This is a genomic window from Thermogemmata fonticola (genome assembly GCF_013694095.1).
GTDB classification, from domain to species: domain Bacteria; phylum Planctomycetota; class Planctomycetia; order Gemmatales; family Gemmataceae; genus Thermogemmata; species Thermogemmata fonticola.
Genome location: NZ_JACEFB010000005.1, coordinates 138,639 through 159,413, shown reverse-complemented (window position 1 = coordinate 159,413; position 20,775 = coordinate 138,639). Strand labels below are relative to the sequence as shown.

Genomic DNA, 20,775 nt, shown 5'->3' with positions numbered 1-20,775 from the left:
CTGCCCCCCACTATGGCCCTTCCCGTCTCTCAGGCGGTTAGCTCTGCTTTTCAGCCGGTTGGTTCTTCTCCTTGCCGGTTGGCTCCGCCGCTTCGGGCCGCTTTATTGGAATGAACAAACGAGCGGATGAGATACCCTTGACGCAAAAGCTCGGCCCGAACATTGCGAATCAAGGCGACGGCTTCTGGGGTATCCCCGTGGACGCAGAGCGTCTGAACACCCCAGTGCTGCAACAAGCGCTCAGCCTGGGCGATTGCCTGCTGGGGGTCCAGGATCAAGGCATCCGCTTCGTGGCGCGGTACCAAACTTCCATCCGGACGATAGCGCCGATCCAGAAAGCCTTCGCGGATGAAGGGAAGGCGGCCCTGACATGCAGCTTCCAATTGGCTGCCGGGCAATCCCACGATCGGCAAGTGCCAGTGCTCCAGCACCTGCACGCATGCCTCAGCTAGCGGCCGTTCCCGGCACAATTGATGGTACAAAGCGCCATGGGGTTTGACGTAACAGACCCGGCCTCCCATGGCTTCGGCCAAGGCCTGCAGTGCACCGACCTGATAAAGCATCAGATGCTGGACCTGCTCGGCTGTCACCGACCATTCACGCCGCCCGCAGTGCTCTCGGTCGGCGTATCCCGGATGTGCTCCAATGACCGCCCCCGCGCGCATCGCCTCGCGAATGGTTCGGGCCGACTCTTCCACTCCCCCCGCATGCAGGCCGCAACAGACATTTGCGGAGCTAATCAAGGGCAGAATCTCGGCGTCCGAGCCTGCACCTTCTCCCACGTCGGCGTTCAAATCGATCACCTTCATCGCAGTCAAGTTGCCTGTTCCCGTGACCCGCCTCCCAGAAAATTGTAGCAACTCCCGCAAACCAAGCCTTGCTGGGAGGGAAGGCGGTCCCAGAGATGATCTGCGAACAGATACTCTTCATCCTGGACCAACACCCAGGGACCGATCAAGCTCAGGATCAACGGCTGAAGCGCCAGGAAGTCCCTGTGGGACGATCTTCCAGGATGATGCCCAACTCGAGCAGTTGGGCACGAATGTGATCCGACAGTTGAAACAAGGTCCCCCGCAAAGGGTTATCCTTGGGTGCTGCTTTGGCACTGTCGCGGAGTTTCTCCCGCAACTGAATGAGAAGCTGAAGCAATTGCGGTGTCAGTCCCTGATCTGCCTCCCATTTTGTCGCCGGAGCCTGGAAGGTCAATCCCAGAATGTTCGCCATCTCGCGAACCAGCGTCACTCCTTCGCGGAAAGTTTCCCGCAGTGCCGGGTCTGCGCAGGCAGGGTCTTCTAACTTACCGCGATCCGCCACCCGATTGAGATGATTGACGAGTTCGAAGAGAACGCCCACCGCGCCGCCTGTGTTGAAATCGTCATCCATGAATTCCCGGAAGCGTTGGAAGGCCGCCTGATGTTCCGGCTGAGTCACCGTGTGCGGATCCGAGGCTCTTTGAGGAGCAGGAATCTGGTCGAAGGGTACGTGGAGAATCCGCTGGACTCGCTCGGCAAAGCGGACGAAAGTGTCGTGAGCTTTGCGGGCTTCCACCAGACCCTGGGGAAGCGGAGTGGCCGGATTGTTCCAGTCCCAGATGCCGAGGTCAATGGGGGTGCGGTAATGGGTTTTCAGGATGAAAAATCGCAGGGCATCGCCGCTGAGATGCCGCAGGGCGTCCATCACATTGAGAACATTGCCCAATGAGCCGGCCATCTTGGCCTCGTGCCCCTCCTTGTCTCGCAATTTCAACAGTCCGTTGTGCATCCAGATTTTGACGAACTCGCCACCGGTATAGGATTCGCTCTGGGCTAGCTCATTTTCATGGTGAGGGAATTGCAAATCCAGACCGCCGCCGTGGATGTCAATGGGTGCGCCGAGCAATCGCAGTGACATTGCGGAGCATTCGATATGCCAGCCGGGACGTCCAGGTCCGAATGGACTATCAAAGCGGACTTCAGGAGGCTCATCCGGTCGGGCACCCTTCCAAAGGGCAAAATCGCCTGGATTCCGTTTTTTCGGATTGATTTCCAGACGAGCGCCGGCTGCCATCTGCTCCGGATCGCGATGGCACAACTTGCCGTAATCCGGGTCCCGGCTGATATCGAAGTACACATCTCCATCGGCACGATAGGCGTAGCCTTTGGCCTCGAGATCGAGAATGATGTCAATCATCACGGGCACATATTCCGTGGCCCGCGGGAAATGATCGATTCCCGTGACGTTCAACGCTTGCAGGCAGCGGAAGTAGTCCTCGGTCATCTCGCGGGCCAACGCCGTGACGCTCTGCCCCAGTTCCCGGGCGCGCTCAATGAGTTTGTCATCCACATCGGTGATATTGACCACCCACGTGACGCGATAGCCAAGCCAGGTGAGATACCGCTTCACAGTATCGAAGATCACCGGCCCCACCATATGTCCGATGTGGCTAGGCTTATAGACTGTTGGGCCGCAGACATACATCGTCACCGTTTCGCCCGGTTGCTTGTGAAACGGCTGCTTGCTGCGGCTAAGTGTGGAGTAAATCTGCAATGCCATGCGATCCCTCGCCAACTGACAACGTTAGACTCTCTGCAAACGAATGCCTCTCCCTGCTAACTTTTTTACCTATCGGTAGGTAGGTCGTGCCTCTGTCGGATCAGGCTGTATCGGGTGGTTCTGAGGAGGGCGTGGGGGCTAAGTCCTGGTCCGGGACGGAAAGTGGCGGTCGCTGGAGCAGGACAACGACTTGTGCTGCCAATGCTTCACCACGGCCAATATGCCCAACCCCTTCCCCAGTTTTCGCTTTCACGTTGATGTTATCTTCGGGAAGAGCTAGGAGTCTGGCGAGGTTCCGCCGAATGACAGCTTTCCAGGCTCCCAGTTTCGGTTCCTGAGCGAAGATGATCGCATCGATATTGACCACCTTCCACCGGAGGGCCTGGAGACGTTGTAGGGTCGCATCGAGGAAAATACGGGAGTCTGCCCCTTGCCAACGCCTATCATCGTCGGGAAAGGCTTCGCCGATGTCTCCCAGTCCTGCTGCGCCCAACAAAGCATCTGTCAAAGCATGTAAGAGCGCATCGGCGTCCGAATGCCCCACTAGACCACGGAGATGGGGAATGCTTACCCCACCGAGAATCAAAGGGCGTCCCTCGACCAATCGGTGCGTATCGTGACCCAGCCCGATGCGATATTCCACGGCGGTTTTAGCCTCCCGATGCCTAGCCGCTTCTTACAACGTATTGCGGAAATTGTAGGAACGGCGCGAGGAATAATACACTTCCCCCTGCTCCACACCGGTCCAGAAAGTTCATGCATCACTTCCTACAGGGCTGCTCTACACCTGCTCGGCCAGTACCGCTCCTTGGCGCCAATGAACGGAGACCTGACGTAACCACCTCGTGATTATCCGCCGATGGCGTGCATGGTCCGCGTGGGCTTGACGAACTCGGCAGAGTGGATTTGATGTCCTGGCCATTTGGCCCAGACGGTTTGCCGCACGAGCTGTTGCACTTGTAGCAAATCCGGTGGAGATTGCCTAAGAAGCGGCTTGATGTCCGTCTCTTCGAGTGCGAACAAACAATAGCGGAGCTTCCCCTCCGCCGTCAATCGCAGACGATTGCAGTGGCGGCAAAAAGGCCGTGAAATTGAGGCAATGATGCCCACTCGTCCTTGGCCATCCAAATACTCGTATTCCTGAGCGGGAGAGGTCGGATCATTCGCGATTGGTCGGAGTGGTGCGATCGACTCTTCGAGCCATTGTAGACATTCTTCGGCAGTGACGACTTTATCCCGTTCCCATTCTTCGGCCCCGATCGGCATGTATTCGATAATGCGCAGCTCCAGACCCCAATCTCGGCACAAGCGAGCCAACGGAACTAGATCCCGTTCTGCGAAGCCCCGAAGAGCCACCATGTTGATCTTGATCGGCGAAAAGCCCAGTTGCCGGGCAGCCTGAATGCCGGCTAACACCCGCTCCAGTCCATCGCGCCGGGTCAATAACCGGAAGCGCTGAGGGTCCAGGGTATCCAACGAGATGTTGATCCGGCGGAGTCCCGCTTCATAAAGCCTCGGAGCCTGTTCTTCCAGAAGCAAGCCGTTGGTTGTCAGGCTCAGATCGCGCAGACCCGGTAAGGCGGACAGCATCCGCACTAACTTGTGCAAGTCCTTGCGGAGGAGAGGCTCGCCACCTGTCAGGCGGATTTTGTCGATACCCAAGGGAAGCACCGCCTGAACGAAGGTGGTGATCTCCTCGAAGCTCAAAAGTTCTTGTCGGGGCAGGAAGACCACCTCCTCCGGCATGCAGTAAAGGCATCGGAGATTGCACCGATCGGTGACTGAAATGCGGAGATTGTTATGCCGCCGGCCATATCGGTCCGTCAGCTCACCGGAGGTGGAGGAAAACGGGGAAGCAAAAACGCTTTTCCCGCTTTCAGAGAAGGTTTCGCCTGCCAGAGGTAACTTGTACCGTGTCACGGTGCCTGCCTATTGACCAGAATCCTTAGGGCGACCAGGCATACATGTCATTGTAGTGAACCTGCGGTAGTTGCCGGGCTACCTGTTTTTTCCTCTGGATGGACCCATTGTTCCTTCCCTTCCGGGTTGATGTCCTTTTTCCAAATCGGCACATCGGCTTTGATCGCCTCCATCACGTAGCGGCAGGCCGCGAATGCCTCAGCACGATGAGGGGTGCTAACGGCCACGGCGACGCTCACTTCACCGACATCTAAGACGCCGAGCCGATGCACTATGGCTACTTTGGCTCCAGGCCATTGTTGCTGGACCTGGGTTAGGATCTCCTGGAGTTTCTTCTTCGCCATTGGTTCGTAAGCTTCATATTCCAGACGAAGCGTTCGATCCTCGCCCGTCAAGTCCCGCACCGTGCCCAGAAAAAGCACCACAGCACCGTGATGAGGGTCTCGCACCGCTTCGGAGATGCTGTGATAATCGATCGCCTCGCGCGTCAGTTGGATCATGATCAACGCCGTAGCTAGGGTTGTTTTCCTCGAATGATCAAGGAGGTTCTCTGGAATACCGCATGGTTTCCACAGCAGGGATGTCCTGTGGGACTCCCCTTATTTTAGCTGTCCGTGTAGTCATTCAATATATCTGTAGGGTCATGGGATCCATTAGATGAGCGCGGATAGTGTTGCCCAGATGATGCCTTTGAGGAGGCATGCACGTGGGGTGATGGAAGCTGGTTTACGCCAATTTGAGTCTGGGGAGTTTACGGGAGAAGAAAAGGACGTATCACGGGATGGGGGAGAATGGTTGGCCTCCACTCACGGGGGGGATCAGAGCCGCTTCATCGCCGGATGAAAGAACGTGGTTATCAGAAGCATACTCTTGGTTAATGGCGATAGCGCTTCGTTCCAGGAGATTTCGCAGAGTCGGCCAGCGACAGTACAGCGCTTGCCGCAGGTCGGCGACCGTGCTTCCAGCCGGCAGTTCCACAGGTATCAGGTCGGCTCCAAGGGTATCTCGGAAGACTGCGAACAGGCGTAGATGCACGAGCACTTGGGTCATGCTCTTATTGTAGAGTTTATTCTCATCTTGTCACCACAAGGTACGGCGAACGACCCGCAGGTAGTCTTCTGGCGCGGGAGGCAAGGGTTGGGTAAAGTGGATCCGATAGAGAACACGCCGTTGGTCGGGATTTTTTTCCCCTCGTGTCCGAGTGCTTTCCAGTACTGTCTCCACTGTACCAGCGCGGCGGTATAGCGGCAGGTCAAGCCGGCGGGCGAGTACATAGGCTGTTGACGAATTCTGGCCTCCATTTGCAGTTTTTTCGGCCGCTTGCCAGGGATCGCGAATCAACACGCCAGGACGCCGCATGTGGTAGAGCACCCAAAAGGTTTCCAAAGGCGCGGTCCAATCATACTGCACCAGCACTGGGACATCGTTCGGGATTAGGCTTTCCGCACCTCGGAGAAAAACCAGGTCCTCTTTGTAGTCATCGAGATAGCTTGCTTGGTAGGGGACCCAGAGCCAATAGGCGGCAAGGATCGGTGCGAGGATGCCGACAAATGCTCGTAACAGATGGCGCTGCTGGCAGGCAGTGAGGATTACCCAAGTGGCAAGGCTGATGAAAACCACCGCTCCAACGATTGTGCCCCATCTTCCAGGAATTCGAGAATACCACAAAATACCTCCCGTACCAGCGAGTAATGCCATGGCAACTGCGCCCAACGCAGCACTATAAGGGATAAGGCGGAGCTTGTCCTGAAGCCAACCCCAGAGTGGTGCCAATCCTACGGCGGCGAGGATGGCCCATCCGCCTAGGCAATGGAGCAGATAGTGATGGTGCTTGCCATCTGCCAGTGAAAGGAGCAAAGGAGCGGAAAGCGCCCAGCAGCAGATGAATCGTTCTCGGCCGGCGTGTTGCCATGCCGCTCGGGCTGAGCAAAGAAGTCCTACCAGCGCGGGTAGAGTCCAGGGTAAGAGCACGTAGGGCACTTGAACCGCGTAATACCACCATGGTTCCCGTAGATATCCGCGATGCAACCGTCCCAGATAATGTTCCTGCCACAACTGGAGGATTTCGGGATACTGACCAATAACTGCTACCGGCCAGGCCAAGGCGGCAGCCCCCGCGATCAGCCAGCCCCAGCACCAGAGATAAGGACGCAGAGGATGAAAGGATCGCTCCTGTAAGGCCCTGCCCAGCAAATACAACACGATCGGGGCGGCAGCCATGACCGTACCGAAGAGCAGCCCTTTTGCCCAATTCGTGGCCCCAAGCAACAAGAAAAAGCCGGCCATAGGCCAGGGACGCGTGCCGAAAAATGACGGCTTTCCTGAGCCAGCGACTGCACCCGTAGTTCTGACGTGTGGGAATTCCATCGAGACGAAGAGGGCCAGCACGGCCGTTACAATCAGGCAAAGAAAAATGTCCGCTTCAGGATTGATCGCGTAGGAGTAGAACTCGTGCATGGTGGCCAGGATCAACCCTGCCATCACCGCTACACCTTTCCCGAATAATCGTTTGGCTATTCCTACAGTCAGAAGAATTATGGGCAGGGCAGCCAGAACAGCAGCCAATCGTGCGATTGAATCAGAAGCTTTTACTCCTGTGACGGTGTACACGATCCCGATCCACCACATGGGCGGCGGCGGCCGTTCTAACCAGACATCCCCGCCAATCGTGGGAATAAGCCAGTGACCGCTGCTGAGCATCTCCCGGCTGGTCTGAGGTTGTACGGATTCGTGCCCCGTAAGCGTTCGCCCCCACACCACGGGTACCAAATACAGCCCACCTGCGACGCTGAGAAGCAGCACCGCTGTGGCCCAGGACCATTGCCAATTTTGCTTCGGGCTTATCTCCTGCATCGTCTTCAGCTCGAATCACAAACGGTGTGTCAAGAGAAGTTCCAGCCGCAACCCCCTGAGTAACGGACCAATGGCGGGGCTGGCAAGAGGAGTTAGCCGCGGACCGCCAGGAGAAGTTATCCGCCGGCTGCGGGATGGAGGAAGCATGCTCCGATGAACGTGACCCGCCAATGAAAGCCCTGTTCTGATTCTCCGCCGGATCGCTTGCGGGCGGATTGATCTACTTCTTTTCCTGGGGTGAGTTGTTGTTACTAGAGTCGGTTGAAGGAGGGACTTGTAGGCCAGCGGCTTCGATCAGGCGTCGGGTTCCCTCCGAGAACTCTTCCGGGGTCGGTGGGCCTTTGAGGAGCAACTGCGGCCGAGCTTGGTCCTTGAGTTCCCCAAAGAATCTAGGGATTTCCGCATTCAGTTTTTTGTCAAAAATCTCCTTTTCGAGTTCTCCACGGACTTGCTCCAATTTTACACGTGGATCTGGAGGGATGATCTTCACACATTTTACGCACATAATACCTGCCGGAGTTTGGAATAGCTGGCTGATTTCGCCTTCCTTGAGACTGAAGAGCATTTTTTCCACCGCATCGCTTTTGCCTTCGCTATCTACCCAAGCATATCTTCCGATCGGAGCGACTAGCCCACAAGCAGCCGCTAGGTTCGGGTCCGCTTGCATGCGTGCGATACGGTCAAAATCTTCGTCACTCCGCCGGGCCTCATCCCATTGCTTTTGGGCTACTTTCAATTCCGCGGGGCGCCAAATGATGATCTTGGCTTGCCGACGCTCTCCGTATTTATTCTCAAAGGCACGTTGTATGTCTTCCTCATGGACTTTGACGCGATCTCGGCACATCTTTGTTAACAACAATCTCGGTTTAATAACATCTTCTGTCCACTCATAAAGTGTTTTACCATAATGGGGAAGGACTTTGTTGACGAAATCTTCTTTACTGATACCTAAAGTGCGTAGATTTTCATTGAGGGCAGCTTGAACTTCTTCCGGTGTTACGCTGAGATTGCGCCGCGCGGCTTCGATTTCGATGATGCGCTTATTAACCAATAGCTCCAACTTTTGATATCCGCCACGTGCAATCAAAAACTCGCCGAGTTCTTCACGCGTAACTGGTATTCCATTATAAATATATGCAACTACTTGTTTATTATTACTTCCATGATTTTGAGACTGTGCGAATAGCAAAGCTCCGGTACTCGTTATACTGCCGATACCATAGCCACACACTGCGGCCAAAGCCATCGCGATACCCCACCAGGAACGGAAACGATTCGCAGACACAGGCCCGATGAACGTCCTGCGATTCTGATTCTGCCGATTCCGGATGAGCCTTTTCATTTTGTTCCCCAGTATCTCTTCAATAGCGACCCTAATGGCCCTGCCGCCTGTGGCAGCGGCATGCGTGGCTATAGCGTGTTTTCCAGGTCAGGCAAGAGCAGTTCTGCCGGAGCTTGGTAATTTGACTGACAGGCAATTCAGCTTGAGGGATTATATGGAAGGGTCAATGCTCTTGATAATAATATGCAGACTGCTATATTTATATGAATCAATGTAATCCATATTGCTGAAAAAATAGCATGTGCCTATAATTGAGATTCATGTTGGAGTATGAGGCGTTTACGCCGCTGTCCCCAGCGATAGCCCCCCAATGAGCCATCGGATCGTACCACACGGTGACAAGGAATGACCAGCGCGAGAGGATTAGCGGCACACGCCTGAGCAACGGCACGGACAGCCGACGGCCGGCCTATCTCCCGCGCCACTTGGCCATACGTTCGGACACTCCCGCGAGGTATGGTTTGTAAGGCACGCCAGACTTCTTTTTGGAAATCGCTTCCCCTCATATCCAACGGAAAAGGAAGCTCACCTTCCAGAGTAACCAGCCACTTCCTGAGAGCTTCCCTGTAATCCCGCAGTCCCAGCGCATCCTCACGCCAGACTATTGATCGCCGTTTTCTCGGGTGGCAGCGCAGAAAGTCCTGGAGATTTTGGGCGAAAGAAACCACTGCCAATCCATGAGCCGAGGCAGCAAACAACAGCGTCCCCACCTCCCAACTCAAGCGGGCGTAATGCAATCGCGTGGGTAGAGTGACCATACGCTGTTGATGAAGATGCTGTCAGAGTCGGCTGCCAATCACGATTTGCCGTCTTTAGGGGGATTCTGGCCTTCTTTGAGTGGGGCGGGTTTGATAAGGGGTGTCGGCCAGACACGAACAGGTGCCGCATACTTGGGAGCTTTATCGCGCATGCAGAGAATTGTTCCCCCTTTGGTGGCGAGATAAACCCGATCAGAAACCGTGTTAGTAATGACGAGGTTGTAATCGCCGGCCTCGAGTTCGGCTAAGGGGAGAGAGCGTCGACGGAATGGATCCGTTGGCCGACCAGCGTCGAAGACCAAAAGATTGCCAACTCGATCGCGGGTATAAACGAATTCCTCATTAGCGGCGAAGACGGTGTCAACGTCCTTGTCCGATTGCCAAAGAACTTGTCCGGTGCGGCGATCCAAACAAATGACCCCAGTCTCATCCCCGGATACGTAGACATACTTGTTCGTGATAAATGGGGAATGATTATTGCGGCCAGGAATCGGGGTACGCCAGAGCAACTCAAGGCCGCTGTCGGTACCACCCAACTCTCCATTGACTGCCAAGAGAGCATTAGCAGTGGGAATGTAAATAGTGTTCTCAGCTTGGACCGGTGCGGCGGTGATGTTGTCGACCAATCTGTCCGTCAACTCCAAGGTTCGATCCTTTTTGTTGAAGGCATAGGCGTACTGGGGAGAAAGGAAGACCCACACACGCCGCTGCGTCAGAAGCGGAGGATACTCGATACGCCCCCGCAACCCGTACTCCCAGCGTATCGACGGTTGGATTGGCTTGGGTCGTAGGTCTGTGAGCGCCAGGGCTGCCGCCACGGATGGAGGAATGGTACCTATCGATGGCGTGCTCTGAATATATTTGCTCGATTCCGTACGAAGATGGTATGGTTGTCGTAGTGAAGGAAGTGCATTCAATGATGGGGTATAATTTTCATTGGTCAGCGTATATGGTGGAGTGATACGAGGCAAAGGGGAGAGAGAGGGTGTGCGACTGCCGGTGTAGCCACCCGTGGGTTCGGTGTTGGAGAGGGAGTAAGGTCGGATCACTGGGATTGGCTCGCCTCCGTTGGCGGGACGTGTACCTGGAGCATAGCGTTTCATGACTTCATCCACGGGCGAGCCGTAGGCATCTTTGATCCAAGGACGTTGAGGATCAATAGGACCCACGCGTTGCTGTGATGGTACAGGAATTGGATTGAGTAAGTTATAGACAGTGATGCGATGGGCAGCACTATTACCAGTCCGCATCCCTAATACACAATACACTCCAGTATCATCGGCAGCTAATCCAGCTGTGGGGCCGCTGCCCAAGTCGATCTCAAACTCCACGTTGCCTGTGTATCGGTGAAATGCATAAAGTTTGGTGACAAAGGTAACGAAAACGAGACGTTCATTAGCTGCAGCCGGGTGCATTACCGAATAGCCACCGTTGCCCAATTGTTTCTGCCACTGAATTTGCCCCGTGCGGCTATCGATAGCGAAAAAAAGACCCGTTCGTGTTTGGACAAAAAGTTGCTCGTCGATAGTTTGCGCTTGCATGATGGCATCACGGTTGATTTCCATCGGCAATTGGAGCGACCACTCAGCCCGCAAGTTGAGGCGATCTAATGCAGATACCGATGGCAGCCCTAATGGACCCAGTCTTCCGGATTGGCCGTGAATCCCCGTTGCTAAGGACACCATAGTAACGATTCCGGCCCCGAAAGCTAGAATGTGCGCTGTCCGCTGCATAGTGACTTCCTCTTGACAGCAGATGACTTTTCAGGATTCAGGATAGTACAACCAACCTCACTATTACCGTCCCATGTTGGAAAATGATGGAATAGCAATTTGGCTGCCAATCCTTCAATTTGTTCCCGCCACTTGCCCCATATCTAGAAGTAGCATATCGCAACGGATCGATGTTGGGAATCGCTTTTGTGCTCGCTCCAATGTGGTGTGGGAGCAAACGGGCCGAGAACTCTGCGGATAGCAAGTGTAGCAGTTCTGCGAGTTCGGGCTGACGCCTCGATAATACCGCCAATCCTGGGGTGCGTTATGGCTAGAGCGTCATTGCTCCCTACCGCTCCCTTTCCCCGAAGACCTCCACTCGCCTCGCGTGAATCGTGCCCTCCATTAGGTCAATCCGCCTTCTTGATTGGCGTCCATCGGTGGGCTGTTCCGAGGAGATCGTTGACGCCGACGCAATCGCCACCAGCTTATCAACACGAGGACTAGTAATCCGCCGATCCCTACGAAGAGTCCAGTGCGGCGGTTCGGCCGCCAACTTTGATATTCCCCAGGAGCATTTTCAACAACAAACTCCACACTAGCGCGATGACCTGTTGATGTCACTTCAGCAACGTACATCCCTGGGGGAGGGAGAGAAAAAGTGCATAAGCCGCGATCATCCGTTGTTCCTTCAAAAACGATGCGCTGATTGGCATCTCTGATAACGACTTTAGCACTCGGGGCAGGTGTGTCATCGTCGTAACCGGCCTCGATGACTAAGGCAGTGTTGGTCACCCGCACAATCGCTTCCAAAGCGTGAGCGCTAGCTAGGTCCGGCGATAATAGCATGATTCCCATACCAGCGATGAGGCTCAGATGGCATTGAAGGGAGCTTCTTAAGCCCATGTGCTCGGCCTCTGCGTGTGATGAATCGCATATTTATCATACGCCTGAGGTCAGCTCTTGGATAGGGAGAAGAACGAAGTGCTGGCGGAAAGCTGTAGAGTTTCACAAGATGCGGTTTTCCGAATCTTGATATGTGATATATAAATTTCTGATAGTTTCTACTCAATCAACTTTGATATATGATGGAATAATTTGTCATAGGACCGACGGGATACTTCCATCACTTCTTGATGAGCAGGAGTAGAGCCTTGTATACCTGTAGCATAATTGGTGATGCAACTGAGTGCTGCGACTTCCAGGCCGAGGTGGTGAGCTGCTTCGGCTTCCCAAGCTGTGGACATACCGACGGCATGGGCCTGACACCTACTCAATGCTCGAACTTCCGCAGGAGTTTCATAGCAGGGTCCAGGAACGGCGGCATAGGTTCCCTGGGGAAGATCAGACAGGCGTTGTAATAATTGAGATGTATAAGGTCGCTCATTCGGGGTTTTGGAGAGCAGATGCTTCCAGGCTGTCGACCCTACTAACATGTAGTGTGCACGGATGGCCATCAAATCACCAGGTTTCAATGCGGGTGTAAGACTACCAGCAGCGTTGGTAAATATGAGCCGTGGAATATTCCAAGTCGCTACCAAGCGGACCAGAGCAGTGCTTTGTTCCAGGGGATAACCCTCGTAATAGTGAAGTCTTCCATAAAGTAATAGCACACAAACCCCTTTCCAGAACCCAATGGACAACCGATGAGCATGTCCTGGAACAGGAGGGTGCAGCAGAGGCAGAAGCTCCTGGTAAGCGCCGCTTACGACCTCGACGTAGCCGGGGGGAGGATGGCCCAATCCCGATCCCAAAATAATCGCGGCACGAGGCTGAGGTGCCCCCCGCCGGGTTAACCATGATTCCGGGGACGTCATGAGGGTCGTTCCCAAAGACCAGAGTCTGGAAGTAACGCTTCTCGGTCCGAGGCCCACGCCGTCAAAGCCTGGCGAGTACGGACCATCCAACCCAGAATCTGAGCGCAGGCTTCAACTCCCAAACGGCTGGAATTGAGAACGGCGTCGTAACGGGTGGGATCCGCAGCTTCCTGTCCAAATACTTGCGAGAGAAACCGCGCACGGCGGCGATCCCGTGCTTGGACCTCTTCTTCGGCCTGCTGTTGGGTCAGGCGGAGGAGTTGGGCCAGCCAAGCGACACGATCCGGGAAGGGAGCCACAATCCGCACATGGATGGTGCTTTGCGGGGGCAAGAGGAAACCCGCACCCCGACCGACGATGACGGCTTCTCCACGGGCTGCAATCACGAGCAGCAGATCCACTAAGGTTTTTGCATCTTCCGATGGCCAGCGTTGGCCTTCCAAGCGCTTCCGTTGCTCCGCAAGCCAGTCCTGAGAGGAAATAGATAACTCGGTCTCCAACTGCTGGCGGGCATTCTCCTGTTGGAGCAGATAATCGATGCTATCTTGGGCAAAGACCTGCCAGCCGAGAAGATCGCCGACTTTGCGAGCAATGGTTCCACCCCGTGCACCGGCTTCACGACTAATGCACAACGTCAAACCCGCGGGTAATACTTTCTGTGCCTGAGGGACACGATCCCCCTGATATCCGTGAAGAGGCGATTCGTAGACAACATCTTTGGGATTCATTGCTCTTCCCCCAAGATATTCGTATTCCATGCACGAATCAGCATTTTCGACATTCTCGTAATTGGATCCGTCGACTCAAATGATTTCTCTTCGTTCCCGGTAACTCGATAGCCATGCTCCCAGCAATGTCAACAAGACAGTAACAAATAGCAAGAATCCCACAGCGGCTTCCCACGTGGCAGCTTCGGGAAACAAGAGGAGTTCTACTTGATATCCCTCCGCTTGGGCTGCCCTATACATGAGGCTACGAATATGGAACGTCAAGCTTAACAGCTTAACACTACCGGGCAAGTTGCCCACCAGTGATTCGAAGAAGAATACATATATCAGTCCAATAACAACAGGCCGCCGAAATAGAATATGGAAAAAATGAAAAAGGGATGCCAAAGCGAAGATACCCAGCATGATAGATAGCGAATATAGGAATAGTGATCTCCGTCCATATGTTCCACCGGCTAATGCTAACGCTGTCAAAACACCGAAATTCAGGAGAAATATCCACGGCAATGTGCCTATCCATTGGGCCAGATAAATGCTGCTACGAGGAAGGGGTCGGGACCATAGCCACACCCAAGCATCATTTTCGGGATCAATCAATGTATTGACACAAGATAATGTCAATAATGGCATTAGAAATCCTAGATATACGCCATACATTATCCAGTAGGAATAGTGCATGAAACCTAAGTGAGATTGAATTTGGTTCAGGCGCAGGAGGGTGGAAGGTATCAGAAGTGGCACCGCGCCGGCAGTCCCTGCGGGGAACTGAGAAGATAGGACCGCATACGCTTGTTCCATGATGGCGCGATCCAGGATCTGTCCATAAGTGGGGCCAGCCCGTGCTATCCGGCGCTGGCGCAGATCCCAGCGATCACGTTGGGTTTCGATGCTGACCCACAGCACAACCACCCCGGAAAGTATTGTAGATACCCATAGGGTGAGACTGTTACGGCGCAGTTGACCCGCGAGTATGAACCAGATCAAATAAAACCACGATAAAACTATATTTCTATATTTAAACGTGAAAGAGACAGTATTGTCTTGTAGCATAGGGTTTTCTAAATCTCCAATTTTTGACATAAGATGGTAATTTTATTTCAAGTTTTTCCAGAACCACCGAGTATATATCCTAATAATGCATGAGCAGATTCATCAATAGATTCAAAACATGTGATATCCCATGATGTATTCTGCGCGAGAAACTGCGTAAGACGCTGGAAAAACTCTCTGGGTCGATGCACACGAACGAGTAGTGTGTTGCAGGATGTATGTTGCGAGGAAGCAGGCCATTCGATGGCACTGACCTCCGGCCAGTCGATAAGTTGGCGGGCCAACTCGCGAGGAGAGCTGACTGTTATCCGAATGGTAATGGGATATTCCGAGAGCTGATGGCGGATTTCTGCGATCGTACCAGCAGCCGCGAGCCGGCCTCGACTCAGGATGAGAATCTGGTCCGTAAGCTGCTCCAGAGTTTCCAATTCGTGACTGGAGATGATGAGGGAGTGACCTTCCTGATTCAACTGTCGAAAGAGACCGATGAGTTCGTGTCGTCCTAACGGATCGATTCCCGCCAAAGGCTCATCAAGGATCAGGAGAGGGGGGTGGTGTACAAGAGCCTGAGCTAATTTGATCCGTTGGCGCATGCCCTTAGAGTACCCATAAATAGGTCGGGTTGCCAAATCGTGCAGGCCTAGACGCTGTAAGATCGCTTCCGTGCTTTTTCGTGCCTCCCGCCGTGTCATTCCGCATAGACGAGCCATGACCAAGACGAATTGCTGTCCGCTCAGATCGTGAAAAAACGCGTCGGTGCTGGGGCAATACCCTATTAAGCGCCGACTGCGCCAGTCCCACGCGTCATGTCCCGCAATTTTGACTTCCCCCAGAGTCGGCCGAAGCAAGCCAGCGGCCAGGCGCAAGAAGGTGGACTTGCCAGCTCCATTAGCACCGACCAGTCCTACGATTCCGGACTTGAAGGTCCAGGTGATCTGACTTAAAGCCAGGATAGGACCGAACCACTTGGAAACGTCGATGAATTGCAGCAATGGCTCATCTTTGTAAAGAGCTGAATTATACATTTTGATTCAAAGTAAATAATAACTCATTTATATAAATATTTCAGATAAAAATTTATATACATCAAACATAGTATTATTATTCCCACTATCACTAAACAAGCCGCGTCGTAACTTGGCTGAGGAACCGGGCGGATCGTGGCATGGTCAACGCCGAAGCACCATAGCCCGCATAGATACAGGTTGTTCCACAAATCCAGCAATCGCCAACTGGCATCTTGGGTGGCCAAGGTCAACCAATTCGATATCAGGCGGAGAAGGACGAAGAGGCCCATCCAAGCGAGCACCAAGGGAGTGGTCCGGCGAAACAACAAGGCAGTAGCAGCGGTCAAGAGACTGAGAGTCAGAGCTATAAGGGTCGAATATCCTGTGATTCCTAGCAGGAGATGATAGTTTTGCATATAGTATGTTTTCCAATCGAAAAGTAATCCTGCCTCGATCCAGAGTATAATAGCGGGTATAAAAGTTGTCATGAGTAAAAGTAAGGCTATGGTGCAACATTTTCCGTAAAAATAATGCCATAGAGATATGGGCTTGGAATAATAAAATAACATAGATCCATATACAATATCGTTACCAAAGAGTTGCGATCCGCTGAAAGCTAGCAGAATCACAATAATGTATCCTTGAAACCAGATGAAGTTGCCATAAGTATGTGCAGAACCATTCAGGGCGAGGCGATCTAGAAAGCGCAAGAGGTTGGAGACACTGACAGGGAAGCCTGCGATCCGGATCGTCTCTTGGGCAAGGTGTTGGCTGATCCAAACGAGGAGATATTGGGCGTAGAAAAAGAAGAAAAAGGCCAGTGCCGCTAGCGCTAAGAGTGCCCAGAAGAGGCGCTGGCGGACTATGAGAAGCAGCGAGATACGGAGAATCGCCACGGCTGCGGCATGTCGCCGAGTGTGATTCCCCTCCCATGGAGTGAATTGCAAGAGTTGTGAATCAACTCCCTTCATCATCATTTCTCGCCGGTGGAGAGGGATGGAGGGCCGGCATCCTCGCCCCTCTTCATCTTATTGGCCGAGAGTAAGCGAAGGAAAAGCTCCTCCAGAGTTTCTTCATCCGGTACAAGGCGATGGATTATGGTCTGGGATTGGTGGGCAATCTTGAAAAAATGTTGGGGTTTCCAATCCGCCGGAACAAGGACGCGCCATGCTCCTGGTCGGTGGTGATCTAAGACCGTGATGTTGTGAAGCCGCAGTTGGGTTGCGAACACCTCGTCCTCGCCGTAGGTTTGGAGTCTGTAGCGATTGCCGCGAGGGTCCTTGAGGTGTTCTACCTGACCGGCTGCACACACTTGCCCTGCGGCTAGAACAACGACTTGATCGCAGATCCTCTCGACGTCAGCCAGCAAATGGGTGGAGAGTATGATGGACTTGTTGTACTGAGTGGCAATGTGCTCCAGTAATTGGAGCAGAGCATCGCGGCCAGCAGGGTCGAGACCGGCTGTGGGTTCGTCGAGGAGCAGCACAGGCGGGTCATGTACCAGAGCCTGGGCGAGTTTGACTCTTTGCCGCATACCCGTGGAGTAGCTTTCCACGGGGCGGTAGCGTGCCTCGTCCATTTCGAGAAGATGAAGGATCTCGTGGGCGCGGCGTAGGGCATGGCGTCGTGGCAGGCCGCATAATTCTCCTGCAAAAGCGACGTACTCGACTCCTGACAACCCTGGGATCAAGGCATCAGCTTCCGGCATGAAACCCACCCGCTCACGTAACTGACGGCGGAGGTGGGCTGGTGCAGTCAGTTCCACATTCAGGAAGCGGCCGGTGCCTCGCGAAGGGGGCAACCACCCTAACAGGATTTTCAACAAAGTGGATTTTCCGGCCCCGTTAGGTCCCAGCAATCCGATCCGCCCTGGGGGTAATGTCAAGCTGATATCGGACAGGGCTGTTATCGAGCCGTAGTCGCGTCCCAGATGATGCAACTCCAGTAAAGGGGAGGACAGCGGGTAAACCATGAGGACTCTCGCATCAGGCCGGGTAACGCCAGCCAACCCTCGAATGAATGCTACGCAAACATGACTGTTGATGGCATTAGGTCGTGTAATCTGCATTGAGACGCACGTATTCCGTGGTGAGATCACACGTGTAGAATGTGCATTTTCCTGGACCAAGATCGAACTTGAGGCGGATATGGATATCGCGGTTCTGTTTCAGATAGGCAGAAGCTGTGAGAACGTCAAAAGGACACGGAGTCCCCGCTCGATACAGCAACATGTCGCCAAGCCAGAGGGAGAGATTCTCCTCCGCAAACTCGACTCCCGCATAACCCGCGGCGGAGACAATCCGCCCCCAGTTGGGATCATGTCCGAAGATGGCGGTCTTGACCAATGGGCTGTCCGCGATGGTTTTTGCGATCCGGCGGGCTTCGCTGTCATTCCGGCACCCTTCCACCTCGATGGTGATGAAATGCTCTGCCCCTTCAGCATCACGGGCAATTTTGCGTGCCAATTCGAGGCAGACGCTAGTAACCGTTTCTTGGTAGAGCGCCAACTCTGCTCCCTCCAGCCGCGGGCCTGTGCCGTTGGCGAGTAATAACACGGTATCGTTGGTACTGGTGTGACCTTCCACGGAGATACAATGAAAACTATGTTCCACGGCTGTGTGTAGGGTCTGCTGAAGATCGTCGAGGGAAAGATGTGCATCCGTGAGGAGGAATGCAAGCATGGTGGCCATGTTGGGGCCGATCATGGCCGCCCCTTTGGCGAAGCCAGTGAGGGTAAAGGAAGGACCTTGACGGGTGGCGACTTTGATCCCCGTATCCGTGGTGAGGATGGCTTGGGCTGCATGACGGAATGCTTCGGGACTTGCCACAGCGGAGCGGACTGCTTGGGGGATCGCCGCTTCTAAAAGGGGCATCGGCAGGAGACGGCCAATTACGCCCGTGGAAGCGACGAGGACCTGTTCTGCCTCACATCCCAATTCTTGGGCTACCAGAGCCGTCATCCGTTGAGCATCGGCTAGCCCTTGGGCACCGGTGCACGCGTTCGCGTTTCCAGAGCAGATGACGATGGCGCGGGTCCGAGTCGAGGGCAGGCGCTGCCGGCAGACGCGCACAGGAGCCGCACAAATCTGGTTTTTGGTGAACATGCCCACGGCCGAGGCCGGTGTGTCACTGATGATGACAGCGACGTCCCGCCGATCCGGTTCATTTCGTAGCCCGCTGACCACGCCTGCGAAACGGTAGCCGCGTGCCAAGTGCCATTGTTGCTGTTCCTGGGTCATGGTCGTCCTCAGCATTCATCGGGTATTCCGAAACTCGAAGAGGCTCGAGTGTTCTGGGTATGGTGGCTCGTCACGAGCGTGGATACAAGGGGGAGGCTGTGGGAAGATCGTTGGGCTGTCCTGGTGCTCATGGGTCTGAGACGGTAGGATCGACGGGAACGATCAGCTATAATACCTATCCATCATCCCGGCGGCATATTCGAGAATCGGATACTTCCAGGCCGTGGAGGCGCGGGTGTTATGACGTCGTTGGTCGATCAGTTGCTGGAAGCTGTGCCGCCGTTTGATCCGACGGTACTGGAGATTCCGCAACCCGGTCGTGTTTATGCCCATTTGACCTCCGCGGTTCTGGTGGAGCATGCGGTGCGCCGGCGGGAAGGTGTATTGACGGAGCGGGGCGCTTTTTCCGCCTTTACCGGTGCGCGCACCGGCCGTTCTCCCCAAGACAAGTATATAGTGCGCGACGCCCTGACGGCTTCCCAAGTGGACTGGTCGGCCAATCAGCCCCTGGAAGCCGAACAATTCCGGCGTTTGCGGGAGCGCTTCCGGGAACATTTCCGCGGGCGGGACCTTTACGTCTTTGATGGCCAAGCCGGCGCGGATCCGCGCTACCGCCTCACCTTGCGGGTGGTGACCGAAAAGGCCTGGCACAATCTCTTCGCGCGTGCCCTGTTCCTCCGCCCTCCTCTGGAAGAGTTAGAGAGTTTTACCCCGGAATGGACGGTTTGGCACGCAGCGGACTTCCATGCGGATCCCCAACGTGATGGCACGCGGTCCGACGCTTGCATCGTCATCAGTTTCGAGCATCGGATGGTCCTAGTGGGGGGAACTCATTATGCCGGCGAAATCAAGAAGGCCATTTTCACCGTGTTGAATTTTCTGCTCCCGCAACGGGGCGTCTTTCCGATGCACTGTGCCGCCAATGTCGGATCGGATGGAGATGTTGCTCTGTTTTTTGGGCTTTCGGGAACGGGGAAAACCACTCTCAGCGCTGATCCATCCCGGCGGCTGATCGGAGATGATGAACACGGTTGGAGCGACCAAGGAATCTACAACTTTGAAGGAGGGTGCTACGCGAAAACAATCCGCTTGTCAGCGGAGGGGGAGCCGCAAATCTGGAATGCCTTGCGCTTTGGCAGTGTGTTGGAGAATGTTACTGTTCATCCTTACACACGTGATCCGGATTTTGATGACGACCGGCTCACGGAAAACACGCGGGCTGCTTATCCGCTGCATTACATCCCGCATGCGGAATTGAGCGGGCAAGGAGGGCACCCGCGGCACATCTTTTTTCTCACGTGTGATGCTTTCGGGGTCTTACCGCCCTTGGCGCGTCTGGATGCGGCCCAGACCCTGCGTTACTTCTTATGTGGCTACACGGCCAAGGTGGCTGGCACCGAAACCGGCATCACTCAACCTGTCCCGGAGTTTAGCACCTGTTTTGCCAAGCCTTTCTTGCCGCGCCCTCCGCAGGTTTACGCGGAATTGCTCCGGCAACGCCTGGAACGGTATCGCCCTCAAGTTTGGCTGCTCAATACGGGTTGGACGGGCGGCCCCTACGGAATTGGTCGCCGCATCCCCCTGGACTGGACGCGCGCGATGCTCAGCGCCGTTCTGGAGGGACATCTGGAACACGTGCCCTATGAGACTGAGCCGATATTTGGGCTGGCGATTCCCAGGGAGTGTCCGGGGGTGCCAGAGCGGTTATTCCATCCGCGGCAAACCTGGCCGGACCCGACTGCCTATGACAAGACGGCTACCGCTCTGGCGGAGAGATTTGCTGCGGAACAAGATAAATTCCGTTTGCCCCAATGAAG

The 20,775-nt window shown here is 54.6% G+C and carries 18 protein-coding genes and 1 pseudogene; 1 reads left to right on the top strand and 18 read right to left on the bottom strand.

Annotated features, from left to right (window positions below; genetic code table 11):
- Positions 1-50: 50 nt before the first annotated feature.
- From H0921_RS09205 to argJ, 18 genes and pseudogenes are all read right to left on the bottom strand, one after another.
- Entirely contained in the window at positions 51-809 is a 759-nt protein-coding gene (locus H0921_RS09205) for a 5-oxoprolinase subunit PxpA (protein WP_228499324.1), read from the bottom strand.
- A 157-nt stretch (positions 810-966) separates the two neighbouring features.
- Positions 967-2,532, bottom strand: a complete 1,566-nt coding sequence (gene cysS / locus H0921_RS09200; protein ID WP_194537771.1) for a cysteine--tRNA ligase — start codon at positions 2,530-2,532, stop codon at positions 967-969.
- Positions 2,533-2,632: 100 nt separating this feature from the next.
- Positions 2,633-3,175: a 2-C-methyl-D-erythritol 2,4-cyclodiphosphate synthase gene (gene ispF / locus H0921_RS09195; RefSeq protein WP_194537770.1), complete on the bottom strand. Its 543-nt coding sequence runs from the start codon at positions 3,173-3,175 to the stop codon at positions 2,633-2,635.
- 206 nt (positions 3,176-3,381) lie between these two features.
- Positions 3,382-4,452 carry a GTP 3',8-cyclase MoaA gene (moaA, locus tag H0921_RS09190; RefSeq protein WP_315851869.1) on the bottom strand — a complete coding sequence of 357 codons (1,071 nt, stop codon included), beginning with the start codon at positions 4,450-4,452 and terminating at the stop codon, positions 3,382-3,384.
- Positions 4,453-4,499: 47 nt separating this feature from the next.
- Positions 4,500-4,952, bottom strand: a complete 453-nt coding sequence (locus H0921_RS09185; RefSeq protein WP_194537769.1) for a molybdenum cofactor biosynthesis protein MoaE — start codon at positions 4,950-4,952, stop codon at positions 4,500-4,502.
- 274 nt (positions 4,953-5,226) lie between these two features.
- Positions 5,227-5,502 (bottom strand): MoaD/ThiS family protein, encoded by a 276-nt coding sequence (locus tag H0921_RS09180; RefSeq protein ID WP_194537768.1) that lies wholly within the window; start codon positions 5,500-5,502, stop codon positions 5,227-5,229.
- A gap of 30 nt (positions 5,503-5,532) precedes the next feature.
- Positions 5,533-7,305: an ArnT family glycosyltransferase gene (locus tag H0921_RS09175; protein ID WP_194537767.1), complete on the bottom strand. Its 1,773-nt coding sequence runs from the start codon at positions 7,303-7,305 to the stop codon at positions 5,533-5,535.
- A 220-nt stretch (positions 7,306-7,525) separates the two neighbouring features.
- Positions 7,526-8,590 carry a peptidylprolyl isomerase gene (locus tag H0921_RS18320; RefSeq protein WP_194537766.1) on the bottom strand — a complete coding sequence of 355 codons (1,065 nt, stop codon included), beginning with the start codon at positions 8,588-8,590 and terminating at the stop codon, positions 7,526-7,528.
- A gap of 302 nt (positions 8,591-8,892) precedes the next feature.
- The gene (locus tag H0921_RS17880; protein ID WP_228499316.1) at positions 8,893-9,153 is read right to left on the bottom strand and encodes a methylated-DNA--[protein]-cysteine S-methyltransferase; all 261 of its coding nucleotides are present in this window, start codon (positions 9,151-9,153) and stop codon (positions 8,893-8,895) included.
- A gap of 290 nt (positions 9,154-9,443) precedes the next feature.
- Positions 9,444-11,138, bottom strand: coding sequence for an outer membrane protein assembly factor BamB family protein (locus H0921_RS09160; protein WP_194537764.1), 1,695 nt, complete (start codon positions 11,136-11,138; stop codon positions 9,444-9,446).
- 384 nt (positions 11,139-11,522) lie between these two features.
- Entirely contained in the window at positions 11,523-12,023 is a 501-nt protein-coding gene (locus H0921_RS09155; protein WP_194537763.1) for a carboxypeptidase-like regulatory domain-containing protein, read from the bottom strand.
- A 158-nt stretch (positions 12,024-12,181) separates the two neighbouring features.
- Entirely contained in the window at positions 12,182-12,934 is a 753-nt protein-coding gene (locus H0921_RS09150) for a purine-nucleoside phosphorylase (RefSeq protein ID WP_194537762.1), read from the bottom strand.
- Positions 12,931-13,662, bottom strand: coding sequence for a cytidylate kinase-like family protein (locus tag H0921_RS09145; RefSeq protein ID WP_194537761.1), 732 nt, complete (start codon positions 13,660-13,662; stop codon positions 12,931-12,933). Before H0921_RS09145 ends, H0921_RS09150 begins: the two co-directional genes overlap by 4 nt.
- Positions 13,663-13,737: 75 nt before the next feature.
- Complete coding sequence (locus tag H0921_RS09140; protein WP_194537760.1) at positions 13,738-14,712, bottom strand: hypothetical protein; 975 nt, start codon at positions 14,710-14,712, stop codon at positions 13,738-13,740.
- Between the two features lie 47 nt (positions 14,713-14,759).
- Positions 14,760-15,737, bottom strand: a complete 978-nt coding sequence (locus tag H0921_RS09135) for an ABC transporter ATP-binding protein (RefSeq protein ID WP_194537759.1) — start codon at positions 15,735-15,737, stop codon at positions 14,760-14,762.
- A gap of 23 nt (positions 15,738-15,760) precedes the next feature.
- The gene (locus H0921_RS09130) at positions 15,761-16,696 is read right to left on the bottom strand and encodes a hypothetical protein (RefSeq protein ID WP_194537758.1); all 936 of its coding nucleotides are present in this window, start codon (positions 16,694-16,696) and stop codon (positions 15,761-15,763) included.
- Positions 16,693-17,607 (bottom strand): annotated as a pseudogene (locus tag H0921_RS09125) (ABC transporter ATP-binding protein); the annotation flags it as partial. The pseudogene H0921_RS09125 and the gene H0921_RS09130, both read right to left, overlap by 4 nt.
- 160 nt (positions 17,608-17,767) lie before the next feature.
- Positions 17,768-18,973, bottom strand: coding sequence for a bifunctional glutamate N-acetyltransferase/amino-acid acetyltransferase ArgJ (gene argJ, locus H0921_RS09120; protein ID WP_228499290.1), 1,206 nt, complete (start codon positions 18,971-18,973; stop codon positions 17,768-17,770).
- A 225-nt stretch (positions 18,974-19,198) separates the two neighbouring features.
- On the opposite strand from argJ, the gene pckA reads away from it, so the two are divergent.
- Positions 19,199-20,773 (top strand): phosphoenolpyruvate carboxykinase (ATP), encoded by a 1,575-nt coding sequence (gene pckA / locus H0921_RS09115; protein WP_194537756.1) that lies wholly within the window; start codon positions 19,199-19,201, stop codon positions 20,771-20,773.
- The last annotated feature ends 2 nt before the right edge of the window (positions 20,774-20,775 follow it).

What these genes read in the sequence shown, in the direction of transcription:
- H0921_RS09155 (WP_194537763.1), bottom strand. Translation starts at nt 12,023, where the DNA reads ATGGGCTTAAGAAGCTCCCTTCAATGCCATCTGAGCCTCATCGCTGGT.
- H0921_RS09185 (WP_194537769.1), bottom strand. Translation starts at nt 4,952, where the DNA reads ATGATCCAACTGACGCGCGAGGCGATCGATTATCACAGCATCTCCGAA.
- cysS (WP_194537771.1), bottom strand. Translation starts at nt 2,532, where the DNA reads ATGGCATTGCAGATTTACTCCACACTTAGCCGCAGCAAGCAGCCGTTT.
- H0921_RS09205 (WP_228499324.1), bottom strand. Translation starts at nt 809, where the DNA reads ATGAAGGTGATCGATTTGAACGCCGACGTGGGAGAAGGTGCAGGCTCG.
- H0921_RS09140 (WP_194537760.1), bottom strand. Translation starts at nt 14,712, where the DNA reads ATGCTACAAGACAATACTGTCTCTTTCACGTTTAAATATAGAAATATA.
- H0921_RS09160 (WP_194537764.1), bottom strand. Translation starts at nt 11,138, where the DNA reads ATGCAGCGGACAGCGCACATTCTAGCTTTCGGGGCCGGAATCGTTACT.
- H0921_RS09130 (WP_194537758.1), bottom strand. Translation starts at nt 16,696, where the DNA reads ATGATGATGAAGGGAGTTGATTCACAACTCTTGCAATTCACTCCATGG.
- H0921_RS09135 (WP_194537759.1), bottom strand. Translation starts at nt 15,737, where the DNA reads ATGTATAATTCAGCTCTTTACAAAGATGAGCCATTGCTGCAATTCATC.
- H0921_RS09150 (WP_194537762.1), bottom strand. Translation starts at nt 12,934, where the DNA reads ATGACGTCCCCGGAATCATGGTTAACCCGGCGGGGGGCACCTCAGCCT.
- pckA (WP_194537756.1), top strand. Translation starts at nt 19,199, where the DNA reads ATGACGTCGTTGGTCGATCAGTTGCTGGAAGCTGTGCCGCCGTTTGAT.
- argJ (WP_228499290.1), bottom strand. Translation starts at nt 18,973, where the DNA reads ATGCTGAGGACGACCATGACCCAGGAACAGCAACAATGGCACTTGGCA.
- H0921_RS09180 (WP_194537768.1), bottom strand. Translation starts at nt 5,502, where the DNA reads ATGACCCAAGTGCTCGTGCATCTACGCCTGTTCGCAGTCTTCCGAGAT.
- H0921_RS17880 (WP_228499316.1), bottom strand. Translation starts at nt 9,153, where the DNA reads ATGAGGGGAAGCGATTTCCAAAAAGAAGTCTGGCGTGCCTTACAAACC.
- H0921_RS09145 (WP_194537761.1), bottom strand. Translation starts at nt 13,662, where the DNA reads ATGAATCCCAAAGATGTTGTCTACGAATCGCCTCTTCACGGATATCAG.
- H0921_RS09175 (WP_194537767.1), bottom strand. Translation starts at nt 7,305, where the DNA reads ATGCAGGAGATAAGCCCGAAGCAAAATTGGCAATGGTCCTGGGCCACA.